The organism is Sphingomonas sp. GM_Shp_2 (assembly GCF_026540875.1).
Classification (GTDB): Bacteria; Pseudomonadota; Alphaproteobacteria; order Sphingomonadales; family Sphingomonadaceae; genus Sphingomonas; species Sphingomonas carotinifaciens.
The window spans coordinates 1-16,334 of record NZ_JALNUQ010000028.1; the positions used below are offsets into that span (position 1 = coordinate 1).

At 62.1% G+C, this 16,334-nt stretch carries 14 protein-coding genes and 1 pseudogene; 8 read left to right on the forward strand and 7 right to left on the reverse strand.

Annotated elements, in window-relative coordinates; all coding sequences use genetic code 11:
• A pseudogene (locus tag OXR08_RS10915) lies at positions 1–244 on the reverse strand (phytanoyl-CoA dioxygenase); the annotation flags it as partial.
• A gap of 651 nt (positions 245–895) precedes the next feature.
• Between OXR08_RS10915 and OXR08_RS10920 the strand changes: the two are divergent.
• Together OXR08_RS10920 and OXR08_RS10925 are read left to right on the forward strand one after the other, a co-directional pair.
• On the forward strand, positions 896–3,343 hold the full coding sequence (locus tag OXR08_RS10920) for a prolyl oligopeptidase family serine peptidase (RefSeq protein WP_267349775.1): 2,448 nt from the start codon (positions 896–898) through the stop codon (positions 3,341–3,343).
• 187 nt (positions 3,344–3,530) lie between these two features.
• Positions 3,531–4,628, forward strand: a complete 1,098-nt coding sequence (locus OXR08_RS10925) for an alpha/beta fold hydrolase (RefSeq protein ID WP_267349777.1) — start codon at positions 3,531–3,533, stop codon at positions 4,626–4,628.
• A 186-nt stretch (positions 4,629–4,814) separates the two neighbouring features.
• Here the strand turns inward: OXR08_RS10925 and OXR08_RS10930 are convergent, their stop codons facing one another.
• Positions 4,815–5,306 carry a YetF domain-containing protein gene (locus OXR08_RS10930; RefSeq protein ID WP_112384186.1) on the reverse strand — a complete coding sequence of 164 codons (492 nt, stop codon included), beginning with the start codon at positions 5,304–5,306 and terminating at the stop codon, positions 4,815–4,817.
• Between the two features lie 387 nt (positions 5,307–5,693).
• On the opposite strand from OXR08_RS10930, the gene OXR08_RS10935 reads away from it, so the two are divergent.
• From OXR08_RS10935 to OXR08_RS10945, 3 genes are read left to right on the forward strand one after another with little or no spacing between them, the layout of a single operon-like run.
• On the forward strand, positions 5,694–6,200 hold the full coding sequence (locus tag OXR08_RS10935) for a 2Fe-2S iron-sulfur cluster-binding protein (protein WP_267349781.1): 507 nt from the start codon (positions 5,694–5,696) through the stop codon (positions 6,198–6,200).
• The gene (locus OXR08_RS10940) at positions 6,197–7,186 is read left to right on the forward strand and encodes a xanthine dehydrogenase family protein subunit M (RefSeq protein WP_267349783.1); all 990 of its coding nucleotides are present in this window, start codon (positions 6,197–6,199) and stop codon (positions 7,184–7,186) included. The genes OXR08_RS10935 and OXR08_RS10940 overlap by 4 nt, the downstream gene beginning before the upstream one ends.
• Entirely contained in the window at positions 7,183–9,522 is a 2,340-nt protein-coding gene (locus OXR08_RS10945) for a xanthine dehydrogenase family protein molybdopterin-binding subunit (RefSeq protein ID WP_267349785.1), read from the forward strand. Before OXR08_RS10940 ends, OXR08_RS10945 begins: the two co-directional genes overlap by 4 nt.
• Positions 9,523–10,316: 794 nt before the next feature.
• On the opposite strand, the gene OXR08_RS10950 is transcribed toward OXR08_RS10945, so the two are convergent.
• Both OXR08_RS10950 and OXR08_RS10955 read right to left on the reverse strand, forming a co-directional pair.
• Positions 10,317–10,943, reverse strand: coding sequence for a PAS-domain containing protein (locus OXR08_RS10950; RefSeq protein ID WP_267349787.1), 627 nt, complete (start codon positions 10,941–10,943; stop codon positions 10,317–10,319).
• Positions 10,944–11,547: 604 nt separating this feature from the next.
• Positions 11,548–11,868, reverse strand: coding sequence for a hypothetical protein (locus tag OXR08_RS10955; protein WP_267349789.1), 321 nt, complete (start codon positions 11,866–11,868; stop codon positions 11,548–11,550).
• A 171-nt stretch (positions 11,869–12,039) separates the two neighbouring features.
• Here OXR08_RS10955 and OXR08_RS10960 point away from each other — a divergent pair, with 171 nt between their 5' ends.
• A complete protein-coding gene (locus tag OXR08_RS10960) occupies positions 12,040–12,438 on the forward strand; it encodes a VOC family protein (RefSeq protein ID WP_267349791.1) in 399 nt (132 codons plus the stop codon).
• Between the two features lie 235 nt (positions 12,439–12,673).
• Here OXR08_RS10960 and OXR08_RS10965 read toward each other — a convergent pair whose 3' ends face one another.
• Positions 12,674–12,985 (reverse strand): metalloregulator ArsR/SmtB family transcription factor, encoded by a 312-nt coding sequence (locus tag OXR08_RS10965; RefSeq protein WP_267349793.1) that lies wholly within the window; start codon positions 12,983–12,985, stop codon positions 12,674–12,676.
• Between the two features lie 131 nt (positions 12,986–13,116).
• On the opposite strand from OXR08_RS10965, the gene OXR08_RS10970 reads away from it, so the two are divergent.
• Together OXR08_RS10970 and OXR08_RS10975 are read left to right on the forward strand one after the other, a co-directional pair.
• Positions 13,117–13,851, forward strand: coding sequence for an SDR family oxidoreductase (locus OXR08_RS10970; RefSeq protein WP_267349795.1), 735 nt, complete (start codon positions 13,117–13,119; stop codon positions 13,849–13,851).
• Positions 13,852–14,080: 229 nt separating this feature from the next.
• Positions 14,081–15,226 (forward strand): metallophosphoesterase, encoded by a 1,146-nt coding sequence (locus OXR08_RS10975; RefSeq protein ID WP_267349797.1) that lies wholly within the window; start codon positions 14,081–14,083, stop codon positions 15,224–15,226.
• A gap of 419 nt (positions 15,227–15,645) precedes the next feature.
• Here OXR08_RS10975 and OXR08_RS10980 read toward each other — a convergent pair whose 3' ends face one another.
• Together OXR08_RS10980 and OXR08_RS10985 are read right to left on the reverse strand one after the other, a co-directional pair.
• Entirely contained in the window at positions 15,646–15,870 is a 225-nt protein-coding gene (locus OXR08_RS10980) for a hypothetical protein (RefSeq protein ID WP_267349799.1), read from the reverse strand.
• A 62-nt stretch (positions 15,871–15,932) separates the two neighbouring features.
• Positions 15,933–16,262, reverse strand: a complete 330-nt coding sequence (locus OXR08_RS10985) for a hypothetical protein (protein WP_267349801.1) — start codon at positions 16,260–16,262, stop codon at positions 15,933–15,935.
• Positions 16,263–16,334: the final 72 nt, after the last annotated feature.

Consider the following 16,334-nt stretch of genomic DNA (forward strand, 5'->3'; position numbering starts at 1 on the left):
GCTCCACCTGGATCAGCCCGGATTTGACGGTCCACGGCCCGTACCCGTCGGTATTCACTCGCTCTTTGACCACGATTGTACGGTCCTGGTGCCAGCCGAGCGCCCAGTTCCGCTCCGCGGTCTTATCGAACAGGATCGCACGAACGGGGCGAGCCTGATCTCCGAGCGCGGATGCCGCGATCGCGCCGATGGGTTCCGCGCGATCGAGGAAGGACTGCAACTGCCGCCCTTCCTCAATCCTCACACCCGGCCTCCTTGCCGGCAGCGCTGACAGGGCAGTCTCTAGGCAACCGCACGCAGCTTCGTCCAAAGCTTGTGCGAACAGTTGCGCTCCGTCATTGTTGAGGGTGAGGTCAGCGGAGCGGCAGAGTGTTCCGAGCATCTGGCTGACGCTAGCCCGACCTAGTCTCGGCGTCGACCCGTGGACCCAATCTCGGCCGTTCGCACGCGCCTTATCGCTTCCCGAAAGCTGCCGCTCGTTCATATGAGCGGATCGGCTGCTTGATCGAACCCGCTCGGCCGCTCGGAACAGCTCAGATTAGGGGAAAGCGGAAAGACGCTTACAGCTACGCCGATGGCGATAGCCGACTAGCGCGGCATTTCCAGCCCCCTCCTCTGCTCAGATTGTTGGCATTTTGTGATGCGATGCCGCCAGATTGAGCAAGGTCGTCATGATCAATGAATTTTGGCCTTCGAATTAGTACTGGCTTATATCGGATGGGGCGCTCACGGCGTTTTATGCATTTAACTAGCTTCGGGTTATAATCACCGGCCTGTAACTGCTACTTACCAGTCGACATGATCGATGCTTTCTGAATAGCCTCTTTAGCGTATTCGCTGGCGAGCTCCGGCGCAGCGTGCCACACCAGCTCCCATAACAAACATGGGGTCATTGATGCGCGTCGGTATTTGTCTGGTTGCCCTGCTTCTCGCCTCCACGGCTGCTGCCCAGACGCCCGGCAGCGCCTATCACCGTGCCCCTTCAGCAATTGCCAAGGTGCTCGAGACACCGCCAACCCCGGTCGTCGCGGTCAGCCCGGATCACCGGACGCTTGCGATCATCGATCGCGAAAACCTGCCGACGATCGCCAATTTGTCGAAACCCATCCTGCGCCTTGGCGGGTACCGCATCGACACCGCGACCAATGGTCAGGCCGAGGTGCGCGTCCAGTGGCTGACCGGCTTGGCGTTCAAGGACGTCAGCAGCGGCCGCACGACGCGGGTCGCATTACCGGCCGGGACGCGGTTTGCTGCGCCGGACTGGTCGCCTGACGGCAGCCGTCTGGCGTTTTACGTGCAAGGATCGGATGGCCTAACGCTGTGGGTAGCAGAGCGGAACGGCACCGCCCGGGCGGTTGCCACGATGATCAACGGCACGTTCGGGACGCCGTTCGTCTGGACGCCCGACAGCAAGGCGCTGATCGTCAACACGGTGCCCGGTGGCCGCGGCGCACCGCCCGTCGCCGCGACGACCCCGACCGGACCGATCGTTCAGGAAAGCGCCGGCCGCACCTCTGCGGCGCGCACGTACGAGGACTTACTCGGCGACGCCCACGATGAGGCGCTGTTCGACTATTATTTCACCGGCCAGCTGGTCCGGGTCGCGCTCGACGGCAACGCTCAGCCGATCGGCACGCCCGGTCTCGTCACCGAGTTCAGCGTCTCGCCGAACGGCCGCTACCTCCTGACCGAGCGGCTTAAGCGACCCTATTCCTATCTACTCCCGGCACGCTTCTTCCCAACCGAGATCGCGGTGTCGACGATCGATGGACAGCCGGTGCGGACGCTCGTTGATCGTCCGCTTGCCGACGACCTGCCGGTAGACTTTGACGCGACGGTGAAAGGACCGCGTGAGGCGATGTGGCGCTCGGACGCTCCGGCGACCCTGGTCTGGGCCGAGGCGCTCGACGGCGGCAACCCGCGCGCCAAGGTCGCCTTCCATGACCGGGTCATGATGCAGGCAGCACCCTTCGACGCGGCGCCGGTCGAGCTGGCGCAGACGCCTGCCCGCTATTCGACGACGATGTGGGGCGACGACGGTTTCGCGCTGGTGCTCGACAGCGAGTGGCGGACCCGAACCGAGCATCGCTTCGCGGTTGCGCCGTCTCAGCCCGGCAAGACCCGGTTGCTGATGACGCGCAATTATCAGGACCAATATGGCGATCCCGGAGAGCCGATCCTCGAGGAGAATGCAGCGGGTAAGCCGGTGATGCGCTTCACTGCCAGCCACGACGCCGTCTTCGTCACGGGTGATGGTGCGACCAAAGCGGGCGCCTTCCCTTTCCTTGCGACCATGCCGCTCGCGGGCGGCGAGCAGGTTCGCAGGTGGACCGCCAAGTCTCCCTATTACGAGACGGTCGTTGCGCTGCTCGACGATCAGGGCCAGCGGATCCTGACACGGCGCGAGAGCGCCACGCTCGCCCCCAATTATGTCATCCGCACCGTCAAGGGCGACGATGCCAAGCCGATTACCGCCTTCGCCGATCCCGCGCCCGTCTTCGCGGGGGTGACGAAGCGGACGATCACCTACGCTCGCGCCGACGGCGTACCGCTATCGGGGACGCTCTACCTGCCCGCGGGGTATGACCCCAAGCGCGACGGGCCGCTGCCGACGCTGCTCTGGGCTTATCCTGCCGAGTATACCGATGCCACGGTCGCGGGGCAGACTGTCGACCAGGGTAACCGCTTCGTCCGACCGCGCGGCATCAGCCACCTCTTCCTCCTGACGCAGGGCTATGCGATCCTCGACAACCCGGCGATGCCGATCATCGGCGAAGGCGGCGCCGAAGCGAACGACACCTATGTCACACAGCTCCAGCAGGACGCACAGGCGGCGGTCAACGCGGTGGCCAAGCTCGGGGTCGGCGACCCCTCACGCATGGCGGTTGGCGGCCATAGTTATGGTGCGTTCATGACTGCCAACCTGCTGGCCCATACCACCCTGTTCCGTGCCGGCATCGCACGATCAGGGGCGTACAACCGCACCCTGACGCCCTTCGGCTTTCAGGCTGAGCAACGCACCTATTGGCAGGCGACGCCCACCTATACCGAGATGTCGCCCTTCACCTACGCAGACCGGATCAAGGCGCCGATCCTGCTCATCCATGGCGGCGCCGATGACAACAGCGGCACGTTCCCGATCCAGTCGGAGCGGATGTATGCCGCCTTAAAAGGCAATGGCGCGACAGTGCGCTATGTCGTCCTCCCGAACGAGCCGCATGGCTACCGAGCACTAGAATCCACAGAAGAGACACTTTGGCAGATGACCGATTGGCTCGACCGCCACGTCAAACCCGCAGGCGCCGCTTCATCTTCAGCTAAGTCTGCCGCTGCTGACAAATGACCCAGAAACGGTCACTCAGAGCACCCGGGCCGGTTCCCAATTTCGGACGTCCATTCACCGGCCGTTGGTCGCAAGTCGAACCGGCTAGCCAAGTTGCGGGGCCTTTCGCTTGGGGGCGTGATCGGATGGCGCAGGGCGGTTCGAAATGCGAACTTGCACCCAAGGCAACGGAGCGCGACGATGAGGCATGCTGTCTCTCCTGCCGCTTCTGCTCCTACAAGCCGCCGCAACCCAGACCCCTCCGCTCACGCCAGCGTCAAAACCGGCACCGGCCGTTTCGAAGTGGCCGGCACGCGATGCACAATTCATCATCCGGGATTTTCGCTTCCGCTCGGGCGAGACCCTACCGGAGTTAAGCATCAACTACACGACGCTAGGATCGCCTCACCGTAACGCCAAGGGTGAGATCGACAATGCCGTAATGGTCCTGCACGGCACCGGCGGCACGGGTCGCCAGTTCCTTGCGCCGCAGTTCGCAGACGAGCTTTACGGCTCTGATCAGCCACTGGACATCAAGCGCTACTGGATCATCCTCCCCGACGGGATTGGCCACGGCAAATCGGCAAAGCCGTCGGATGGCCTGCACATGCGCTTTCCGCGCTACGATTATAACGACATGATTGAGGCGCAATACCGTCTGCTGCACGACGGGCTCGGCATTCGACGCATGCGCCTCATCATGGGAACGTCGATGGGCTGCATGCACACCTTGGTCTGGGGTGAGACGCACCCTGACTTTTCACGCGCGCTGATGCCGCTGGCCTGTGAACCAGTCGAGATCGCCGGCCTCAACCGGATGTGGCGCAAGCTTGTAATTGACGGGATCAAGACAGACCCGGCGTGGGCGGGTGGAGAATACCGAACTCCACCTACGCACGGGCTGCGCACTGCCGCCAGCCTGCTATTCGTTGCCGGTGCCGCCCCCCTGTACTTCCAAGCACAATACCCTCAGCGTGAAGCTGCCGAGGCATTTGCACGTGAGCGGGTGGCGGCATCGATCAAGGGCATGGACGCGAATGACCTGATCTATCAGGTCGATGCGTCGCGTACCTACGATCCGTGGTCGCTACTGGAAGCGATCACCGCGCCAACCACCTGGGTAAACTCGGCTGATGACTTCATCAATCCGCGCAACCTTGATTACCCGCAGCGCGCGGTTGCCCGAATGAAAGATGCCCGGTTTCGCCTAATCCCTGAGACGGCTGATACGCGCGGTCATGGTACGCACACCGCAGCCCGTTTTTGGAAGCAAGACTTAGTCGACCTGCTCCGACGCACTGAATAGTTCGGCGACACGCCCCAGAAGTGGACGTGCAGGTCACCTATCTCCATTCCTAACCTCGACCATTCGTTCATTTTAGTGGTAAGCGAAGGCACTTTAGCAAAAATCAACCTTCTATCCGGCAGTCAGCAAAGCGCGCCCGACGAAGCGGAGAATAAGCGGTGCCTAGCGTATCTGGCGATTGCTCGATCAGGCGTCCTCCTTCTTGATCACTGTGACCTCACCGTCCCCTTCCATGATGATCCGATCAATCTGCTTGAGATCGTCGAGACCGCCCTCTTCTCTGACTTGCTGCATCAGCTCCTCTCGGCTCATCAGCGCCTTTCGCATGTTTCGCCGATTTAGCTTGCCGTTCTCGAAAAGGGTCAGGGGCGGTGCCGCGGTAAGAAACTTCAGGCGCTCAAAGCGGAAGCTTGCCCAATTCAGCAGCCAGCTCCAAAACAATATCGTCAGGACGAACACCGCGCTTTCGGTAATAGACTGCGCGTCGCCGCTGAAAGCCGGTTGTGCACCGTCAACCACAGCAACTACCACTAAAATGTCAGCGATGTTCACCTGCCCGCCTTCCCGCTTCAGCAGAAAACGCATCACCAAAAAGAGAAAGAGATACATGATGGTGCCGCGGGCAATGACCTCAAGGAGGGATAGCTCTGGCGTGAACATCGCCGACCAATCAGGCATCCGCGTCTCCTAACTACCTCGAAACGCGCAAAGCCTGTGAATGGCCCAGCCGATATCGCGCTTTGAGTCGCTCCGGCTACTATCCTCACATGCTGTGGAGACGCACGACTATGTGCGTTTCACACATCTTGAGCTCAGCGAGCGATCAGTTGCGAATAGGACCAGATACAAACATCAACGGTCGATTCCGCGCATCCCGAAGCCGCCGCTCATTCACCGCGTCACATAACGCCTGACCCAGATTGTCGCTTACTCGGCCGATCTTAAACCGACGCGGTTCGTAAAAGAGGTTACGACCGCACAGAGTGGATGGCTTGGCGCCGTGATGGCGTGTGCTTGGTTCGCCTGCTATTCATCTGGTACAAGCCAAACGCGAAAGGACCTGCCATGTCGCTCATCGTGAATGGGAAAGAGGTGTATGTCCCTACCGACCCCCGCGTTTCCCTTCTCGACCACTTGCGCGAAGGCCTGCATCTGAGCGGAACGAAGAAGGGCTGCAATCAGGGCGCGTGCGGGGCATGCACGGTGCTGGTCGACGGGGAGCGCATCCTGTCCTGCCTTGCGCTCGCAGTACAATATGACGGACGAGCGATCACGACCATTGAGGGGCTGGCCGACGGCGACGCGCTTCACCCGTTGCAGGCCGCTTTCGTCGAACATGACGGCTTCCAGTGCGGCTATTGCACCCCGGGGCAAATCTGCTCGGCGATCGGCATGGCCAGCGAGCTGGAGCGCGGTGTACCAAGTCACGTTAGCGCCGATCTTTCATCCGAGGCGCGTTGGACGCGCGAGGAGATCCAGGAGCGGATGAGCGGTAACCTGTGCCGCTGCGGCGCGCACAACGGCATCGTCGACGCGATCCGAGCAACCTTCGCGGCAGAGGTGTCCGCATGACCCCCTTCGACTATACCCGCGCGACCGACACCGCCGACGCGCTACGTCAAGGCGCGATCACCGGCACCGCCTATCTCGGCGGCGGCACCAACCTTGTCGATTTGATGCGTGAGACGGTCGCTCGACCCGAGCGACTGGTGGACGTCAGCGGCCTCCCCGCCACAATCCAAGAGACCGAGGATGGCGGACTGCTGATCGGCGCCGCCGTACGCAACACGGCACTCGCCGAACACCGCGCGGTGCGCATGCGCTATCCCCTGCTGTCGCGCGCAATCCTGGCCGGCGCCTCGGCCCAAATTCGGAACATGGCGACCGTGGGCGGCAATCTGCTGCAACGCACGCGGTGTACCTATTTCTACGACACCGAGGGGTCGCGCTGCAACAAGCGTCAGCCCGGTTCGGGGTGCGACGCGCGCGAGGGCTTCAACCGCATTCACGCCGTCCTCGGCGCCTCGGACGCCTGCTTCGCGACACACCCCTCCGACATGTGCGTAGCACTCGCCGCGCTTGACGCGACGGTGCACGTCAACGGCCCCGCAGGCGCGCGCGCGATCCCCTTCGCTGATTTTCACCGCCTACCCGACGACCAGCCAGATCGCGACACCAGCCTCGATCCCGGCGAGCTCGTGACCGCGGTCGCGCTACCGCCGCTGCCATCCGGCACACGGTCAACCTACCGGAAGGTCCGCGACCGTGCGAGCTACGCCTTCGCGTTGGTATCTGTCGCGGCGGCACTAAAAATGGAGGGTGATCGCATCAAGGATGTCCGCATCGCATTCGGCGGGGTCGCGCACAAACCGTGGCGCGCGACGAAGGCGGAGGCGGCACTTCGCGGCCGACCGGCGACGCATCAGCTCTTTCTCGAAGCGGCTGCGGCGGAGTTCGCCGAAGCTCGCCCGCTGCGTGACAATGCCTTCAAGCCAACGCTCGCGAGCCGAACACTGGCGGCGGTCCTGGAAGAGCTGACGACGGGAGACGCGGCATGAGCATTCTGGACAGCGCCAAGACGGCTGCGCAAGGACTGGTACAAGGCGCCATGACGAAGCTGGTGCCGCTCGCGCCCGACAGTTGGATTCCGGGCGGCGTCCCCGACCCGCTGATCGCGCGTAAGCACGGGTTGATTGGCAAGCCCGTCTCCCGGCTCGACGGCGCGTTGAAGGTCCGGGGCGAAGCCGCGTTCGCCGCAGAGCATCGCTTCGCCGACATGACCTATGCTGCGCTCGTCTACGCCACCATTGCACGTGGGCGCATCACCGCGATCGACACTGCGGCGGCGGAGGCCGCTCCCGGCGTCGTGTTGGTGATGACCCATCTTAACGCGCCGCGGATGGCGACGCCCCCGGTGTTCGGCTCCTCGCCTTCCGCGGTCGGCCCGGCCGACCTGCCGATCCTTCAAGACGATCGCATCCACTGGAACGGACAGCCAGTCGCCTGTGTCCTCGCCGAAACGCAGGAACAGGCTGATCACGCTGCCTCCTTGCTCGAGATCGCCTATGCGGCCGAGCCCTCGACGACGACGCTCGCGGCTGCAAAAGCGAATGGCATCGAGCAGGGGCTGTTCATGGGGCAGCCGTTGCTGAAGGAGGTCGGCGACGCCGAGAAGGCGTTCGCCGCGGCCCCGCACAAAGTCGACCGCGTCTACCGCACGCCGCGCCACAACCACAATCCGATCGAGCCTCACGCCGCCACCATTGCCTGGATCGGTGATGAGCTGGTGATCCACGACGCCAGCCAGATGGTGACGCAACAGGCGCAAACGATGGCGGACACGTTCGGCCTTGCGACCGAAAAGGTGCGACTCACCTCGCCCTACGTGGGCGGTGGTTTTGGCAGCAAGGGATTATGGGACCATCAGGTCATCGGCGCCGCGGCCGCGAAGCTTTCTGGCCGTCCGGTTCGGATCGCACTGTCGCGCGAGGGCGTCTATCGCGTGGTCGGCGGCCGGACGCTGACCGAGCAGCGCGTGGCGATCGGCGCAGGCGCAGACGGGCGGTTCATGGCGCTGATCCATACCGGCCTTTCGGTGATGACGCCGCACAACAACATGCCCGAGCCGTTCATCCTCGGCACCCAGGCCGCCTATGCCGCGCCCAACATCCTGCTGAAGGTAGAGGTGGCGCGAATGAACATGCTCGCCAACACCTTCATGCGCGCGCCCGGCGAGGCCGTCGGCACCTTCGCGCTCGAATCTGCAATCGATGAACTGGCGGTGGAACTGGGGATCGACCCCGTGGAGCTGCGCCTGCGCAACGAACCTGAGAAGGATCCCACCTCCGGTCTGCCCTTCTCCTCGCGCCACATCGCCCAGGCATGGCGCGAAGGGGCTGAACGCTTCGGCTGGCACGCGCGGCCTCCGCGCGGCACGCGGCGTGACGGTGAATGGCGCATCGGCGTCGGCTGCGCGACCGGCACCTACCCCTATTATCGCATGCCCGGCGCGGAGGCGCGCATCACGCTGACCCGCGACGGCGCCGAGGTGAAGGCGCTGGTCGAGGTCGCGGCAGCCGAAATGGGGATGGGCACGTCCACAACCACCGCGATCGTTGCGGCCGAACGGTTGGGCCTGCCGATGGACCAAGTCGAGGTGGGCTATGGCGACAGCGCCATCCCCGGTGCGATCATGGCTGGAGGCTCGCAGCAGACCGCCGCGATCGGCGCCGCGGTAATCGCCGCTCACGGCGCTCTGGTCGGCGACCTTATCAAGCTGGCCGGCAACGATTCCCCGCTCGCTGGCTTGTCGTCGGAAGAGGTTGGCTGTCTCGATGGTGGTCTTGCCAGCCTCACCGATCCGGGCCGCCACGAGAGCTATGCCTCGATCCTCGGCCGGTCGCAGCGGGACAGCATATCGGCGACCAAGGCGGGGTCGGCCCCTCTCGAACTGATGCATTGGTCGATGCACTCGCACAGCGCGCTGTTCTGCGAAGTGCGCGTCAACGCCGTCACCGGCGAGACGCGCGTCAGCCGGTTCCTGGGCTCGTTCGATTGCGGCCGCATCCTCAACCCGAAGACAGCCCGCAGCCAGTTCCGCGGTGGCATCATCATGGGACTGGGCATGGCGCTGATGGAGGAGACACAGTTCGACGAACGCAACGGTCGGATCATGAATCCCAGCCTTGCCGAATATCACTTGCCGGTTCATCTCGACGTGCCCGAAATCGACGTGATCTGGACCGACATTCCCGATCCCCATGCCCCGATGGGCGCACACGGAATCGGCGAGATCGGCATAACCGGCGTCGCCGCAGCGGTTGCCAACGCGATCTATGATGCCACCAACACCCGTGTTCGCGATCTGCCGATAACCCTCGATAAGGTAACTTGAGAGGCGGGGCCGGCGCTGACTCCACGCGATCGCTAGCATGAGTCATTGGCTCGTTCGAAGGGCGAAGCGTCGGCTCACTGGCAAGAGTGACCCACAGGCGGTCGTTCGCGACGCGTTTGTGGCTTCCCAATTCCGGTCGATCGTTCACGTCGCTTGAACGTCCGGCATTAGGGCGGTCGAAAGTGACCGCGGAATAGCTTAAGGTGGCGGAAAGCGGACATTCGCCGATGTATGACCGTAAGCCAGCTCACGGACCTGCATGTTGATCATCCTGTTGCTCGCTGCACTCGACCGCTGTGCGTCGACAGAGCTGTGTCCCAGCGACCATCATCTGATCGCTGCCGTGCGAGCTCAGGATGCTGTGACTGCAGGCGAGGTGGCGGCCTCAGCGGTAGAGACTGGCGAGATCGCTCTAGTTCATCCTGAACGGGTCAGGTCGATCAAAGACGTGATCTGCGGCGATCGACTTCCGGACGAAGCTCCAACAATCACATGCAGGATGACCATCCGATACTGGAGGACGACCTCCTATCAAGTGGCTAAGTTGGTGCAGCGGGATGGAGAATGGCAGATCACCTCGAGCCTCGCGGTGACGCGCCATCGACGCTTGCCAACGTCACGTAAGGGGCGATAGCTGCAACGGGGATCATTCGTCCGAACGGGTATGACGCAGTGCGGAGGGCGCTGTTCTGCGTTATTGAGGACGAAGCAGTCTCCGCCATCAAATGCTGGTATGGCTAGCGACATTCGGCTGTTACATTGCCGTCAGTTCCTTCGCCAACGGATGCTTGCTGCTACATCGTCCGCAGGGAGGCGTCGATGATACGGCTTATGTCGTGCAGAACGTCGGACATCTGTCGCGAAAGGTCGCGGACTTCATCGGCAACGACGATAAGGCCGCGTCCATCATCTCCGATACGAGCAGCTTCTATACGAGCGTTGAAAGCGACAATTCGGTTTTGCGTCGCGATGCTGCCTACTCTCTCGAGCATCATGGCCGCTTCGCGAGTCAGCGTTTCGCGGCGTTCGGTAACGGTCTGCAAGTTGCGCTCTTGGGTGACGTCGGTAAACGTCAACACGGCGCCGCCTCGTTCGATAGGGCTGAAGCCTATTTCGAGAACTTTCCCGTCTTCAAAGTTATGGTCGAAACAACGACCCTTGCCCTCTTCCGCCCATTTCCGATGGTTTTGAATGACATTAGTTGTCTGATCAGGTGACCACCCAACAGCTTTACCAACGCACGCGAGATATCCCGAGAGCGTCGATCCGGTACTCACTGCAGAGTACGGAAACCCAAATATTTCGCTGACACGACTGTTGATCAGCAAAACCTTCTCGCGTGCATCATAGACCACTATTCCCTGTCGCACATGAGTCGTAACTAGGTTCAGCAATTCCGGCGTCGAGATTGCCGAGACCATACACCAACCTCTCGAATAGGCATTGGAGAGCGCCGGCTTAACGGCAGCTTGTATAAGATGCTACAATCCAAAGTCTACGGTTGCGTACAAAGCGCGGCAGATGGCGATGCCGCTGCCAGGATCCAGAGGCATGAGCGCCGCTCAAATTCTCGCAAACCTCAAAGCTTCCAGAAACCGCAGAAACGGCATCAAACGCGAATACAATCGCTGCCGGTGGCACCCAGCGACCGGTCATGGTGCGCCGATACCGGGAGAGCCCTCGCCTGACGGTAGCGACTGGCTTAAGACTTTTTGGCATTCGCGGAAGTCGTGCTGTTTCACAACCGCACGGTTGTGACCCAACGCCGATCGCCAACGCCTCGCCACCTCGACCCAGAAACGGTCATGCCGGACCCCCCGCCCGCTTCCCAGCTTCTGCCATTCGTTCATCTCCCGGTTATAGGGAGCATGAACAGCAGAGCCGGCCGACCGGGTCTTCGGCATTCGTAGGTGTACTCGTCGGAAATGGGTGACGGCTTCATTCAAAGACAAAATCGGACTGCACCGCAGTTTCTGACAAGGCAGATCACCAATGCGGGTGTCGAGCCCACAGCCGCCGCGCGGCTCAATTACCTTCGGCGTCGACCATGATTACGATCGGCCTGCCGCGCGACATTGGTTCCCAGCCGGCCGACAGAGCGGAGCGCACGGAGCGCGCGATCGTCGCGTCATCGAGCTGGAGCCGACCACGCGGCAAACCTTTCAATAGCCGTTTCGGTGGGGGAAACTCGACCAGAGCTTCGCGCTTGGCGTCCTGCTGCAGAAGCGCAATCGTCATGCCCTTCCATCCCTCGTCATCCGACTGGTGGGGTTCGCTGTGCAGGTGCCAGTCATAGGCGACACCATCGACCGTGACGGTTCCGGCATTTACGTGGGATTTCGACATAGCCGGGTCCTTAGCACAGCAGATGCGTACGGACGCAAACCTGGACTCCAACTCAACGCTACAACCCGTTGCTGGTCAGCAACCCTCCGCAGCAGCAGTGCCCATAGCAATCATGTCGCCTGGACGCGGTTTGTCTTCGTTTGGAAAACACTCTGGCCATGAGAGAATGTAGTGCTGTTTCACACGATGGTCGGATCGAACGACATCGAACGATCAAAGCGTTTCTACGATACAGTGCTGGGCACGCTGGGCGTCGGCGAACCAATGCGGAATATCGCCGACAGCGGCCATACCCGGCTCATCTACAATAACGGCAACGGGACCAACTTCATCGTCAGCCAGCCGATTAACGACGAACCGGCGACCCCCGCGAACGGCAGCACCGTCGCCTTTTCGTGCAACTCGCCCGAGCAGGTGAAGCAACTCCACGATACGGCAGTTGCCGATGGTGGTACGTCGATTGAAGCGCCGCCCGGCCCGCGCCATACTGCGTCCATGGGTACGATCGAACTCGCCTATTTTCGTGACCCCGATGGCAACAAGCTTTGTGGGATCCATTTTCCCAAATAATCGGGCGCATCGTATAGCGGCCTGACCGTGCTGCCGGTCCTTCTCACGGACGGGCAGCGCTGGCTCGATCTGGTACGGTGAACGTCAAAAGAAGATGCCCGCCGGATCTGTTGTCAGGTCAGGCGCAGCAATGCTTATGCTTCTTACCCGATCTGCAAGGGCAAGGGTCGTTGCGGCGGGTCTTCACCGTCTGCCCAAAGACATGGTGGCCGAACTCGACGCGATCGGCCGGTAATCAGGCGCGCCGGTTGGCGAGCACCGCGTCGAGCAGAGCGGGAAAGCGCTGGTCGAATTCGGCGCGGCGCAGCGTGTTGATCATTTCACGCCCGGCCTGCGTCGTCTCGATCAGCCCCGCCGCGCGTAGCAGCTTCAGATGATTGGACAACGTGCTCTTCGGAATGGACTCGCACGGCGCGGCATCGGTGCAGCTCAGCCGCTCGGTCGCGGCGAGCCGCGCCACCATGGCCAGCCGGTTGGGATCGGCCAGCGCGTGCAGCGCCAGATCGAGAGGAACGTCCTCCAGCCGGGGGTGCGTGAAGCGGGCCATGTAACCGATATAGGGTACTACCTCCATTTTAATAGTTCGGCATTCTTGAACTGTTGAAGCGTCATCCCATTTACCGCCTGCCGACAGCGCACAACGGCGTGATCGCGGGCCAGCATTTTTGGAGAATATCTATGTCGCTTCAGGGCAGGACAGCGTTCGTCACCGGCGGATCGCGCGGCATCGGCTCGGCCATCGCCAGGCGGCTGGCGGCGGATGGCGCGACCGTGGCGATCACCTATGCGGGCAACAAGGCTGCGGCCGACGCCACGGTCGCGGCGATCGAGAGCGCGGGCGGTACTGCCTTCGCCTTCCAGGCAAACGCCGCCGATCCCGCCTCGCAGCGGGCGGGCGTCGAACAGGCCGCCGCCGCTCTAGGCGGGATCGACATCCTGGTCCACAATGCCGGCGTGGCGGAATTCTCGACCGTCACCGAGGACACCGACGAAACCTATGACCGCCAGTTCGGCGTCAACGTTAAGGGCCTGCACGTCGGCACCCGCGCGGCGCTGCCGCACCTTCGCGACGGCGGGCGGATCATCCTGATCGGCAGCATCTCGGGCGAAATGGCCTTCCCCGCGACCACCGTCTACAGTGCGACCAAGGCAGCGGTGGCAGCGCTGGCGCGCGGCTGGGCTAAGGACCTCGCCCCGCGCAACATCCTGGTCAACACCGTGCAGCCGGGTCCGATCGACACCGACATGAATCCCGCCGACAGCGAATTTGCCGGGCAGGTGCTGCAGGCGATCCCGCTCGGCCGCTATGGCAAGGTCGAGGAGATCGCGGGCGCGGTCGCCTTCCTCGCCGGTCCGGATGCAAGCTACATCACCGGCACGACTCTTAATATCGACGGCGGTGCAACGGCTTAAGAGCGGTGGTCGCACAGCCTCGATAGTTGGACCCGCTGAAGCACGGGCGAGTATGACACGGACGTCTGTACCCGATACTCGCCCGTCCCTCGCGGTGATGACCGAGGCCATGTAATTTCGACACGCGCCCCTGTCATCGCGACGGCGGGCCGCGTCAAAATCATATCCAAGGCCCCTCCCCATGGCATGTGGCGGACACGTACGGCGTGTGCCTCGTTTACAGGCGACATTGCCTGCAAAAGCCGGAGCGCGTCCCATCTTCAATGTCGTCTTTGCCGTACCGGCGCTGATCGTCCTGGCGCGCTGGCTCTGGCCCTTGCCGCTGCCGTTCTGGGCCAAGATTCCTGCAGGCATCCTGATGCTCGCGGCGTCGCAGTTCCATTTCTGGAGCCGACTTTCGTCGGGTTCGGTCTTCGCGCCCGAGTTCCCGCGTCTGGTCGTGATCCTCTTCAACTGGGCGTTCGGCGCGCTCGTTCTGCTCGCCGTGTTGCAACTGGTGATCGACCTGGGAGCGCTGTTGACCATGCTGGTGCGGCGGGAGATGATCCGGGAACCAGACGCGCTGCGCTATACCATTGCCGGCTTGGCCGCGGTGCTGGCCGGGATCGGGGTCGTCAACGCGTTGCGCATTCCCCCGATCAAGGACGTGACGGTGGCGATCCGCGACCTTCCGCCATCCTTCGACGGATATCGGGTCGTTCAGCTTACCGATCTTCATATCAGCCGACTCTTCACTTCCCGTTGGGCGCAGGCTGTCGTCGAGCGCACCAATGCCTCCGGCGCCGACCTGATCGTGGTGACCGGCGACTTCATCGACGGGTCAGTGGAAATGCGTCGCCATGACATAGCGCCACTGCGGCAGCTGCGTGCGCCGAACGGGGTCTATGCCATCCCAGGCAACCACGAATATTTCTTCAATTACGGCGCGTGGATGCGGCACCTCTCGGGCATGGGTTTCCGCATGTTGCCCAATGCGCATGCGGTGATCGAACACGGCGATGACCAGTTGATCGTCGCCGGTGTCACCGACCTGTCGGCACCGAGCGTCGGCGAGCCCGGACCCGACCTTGCCCTCGCGTTGCGAGGTGCGCCCGCCAATGCGCCTATCCTTCTCCTCGACCATCAACCTGGAAAGGCACGCGATGCCGCCGCGCGCGGCGTCGCACTTCAACTGTCCGGACACACCCATGGCGGCATGATCGCGGGCCTCGACCGGATCGTTGCTCGAGCCAATGGAGGGTTCGTGTCCGGACGGTACGAAGTTGGCGGCATGACGCTCTACGTCAGCAACGGCACCGGCTTGTGGCCCGGCTTCGCGCTCCGGTTGGGCGTGCCGTCCGAGATCACACGGTTCACGTTGCGGTCGATGACATAAGACAGCGGCGTTATACGACCTCAAGTTATCGTCAGGTTGGATGAAGCTGTGTCGGATGTCACTGCCGCCCTCTCCTATCTCCGATGTCCGGTCGTTAAAATCTTAACGGCAACGCAACCCTGAGTCCTGCGGGGCTGACCGTTAGATATCAGGAGGCGGAATTCCTGATGTATCAACCCCGCGCGTTGAATTACTGACATTACGTCACCGCACAACCCGTCTATTAGCGAGTTGCACAGTACGGGGTACAGGTGCAACGTATTGGGTAACCGAAGGCGGCGCGAAGAGACCCACAATCTGCCATTGAAAGGCTGTTCCCAACTCCCATATACCGGCCGTTCGTTCACTTTCGGTCAGCGAAAGTCTACATCCAGCACCAGCGTCGAGGTGAGCGGCCGCTCGTTTCATTATCCTGCCCGCTATTGAGCAGTTGCGTCGGTAATTGCTGGCTCAGCGACCCGCGCGCCCCGCCGTTCGACATTGCGGCGCTGTGCAGATTGTTCAGCGGCGGTTGGTACGCCGTTCTTCTCGGCGTGCTTTTCCTCCAGCAAGCCAAGTGCCAGCGTTCCACCTAGAGCAAGAATGCCACAGATCGCTGTGACGATATTGATCCCGCGCATGTGCGGCCGATTTTCTGTCTTCAAGCGGAAGATCTCTTTTCAGATTATCGAATATTTCAAGCGATATAGAGCCGGCCTTCGTCTAATCACCCGGTACGGATGACATAGAGATACATCATCGCGAACGCCGCAAGCAGCGCCAGTATCATGTAGCCTGCCAGCAAAGGTGCAGCGACACGGCTTGCCGCTTTGCCCTTCGAGTTATCACCAGGGCCGTCTGGTACTTGAACCACTGCATTCTCCTTGATTGAGGATGTGCAACGCAGCGTCGCGATAATCTGTTCACCGCCATGTGGCGGTGGTAGCTTCCTGATAAGCGTCTCTGACCCAGAAGACGGAGCCTTTGGGGACGAAATGCCGCCCAGCAACGATCTACGACCTGCTTCCCGCCTCATTGCCACTGCCGTCAGCGCCATAGCCTGATTAACAGCATCAGACCGCAAACGCGCATGAACCGTCTCGGCCGCCGCTGGATCAAAGTTTTCCCT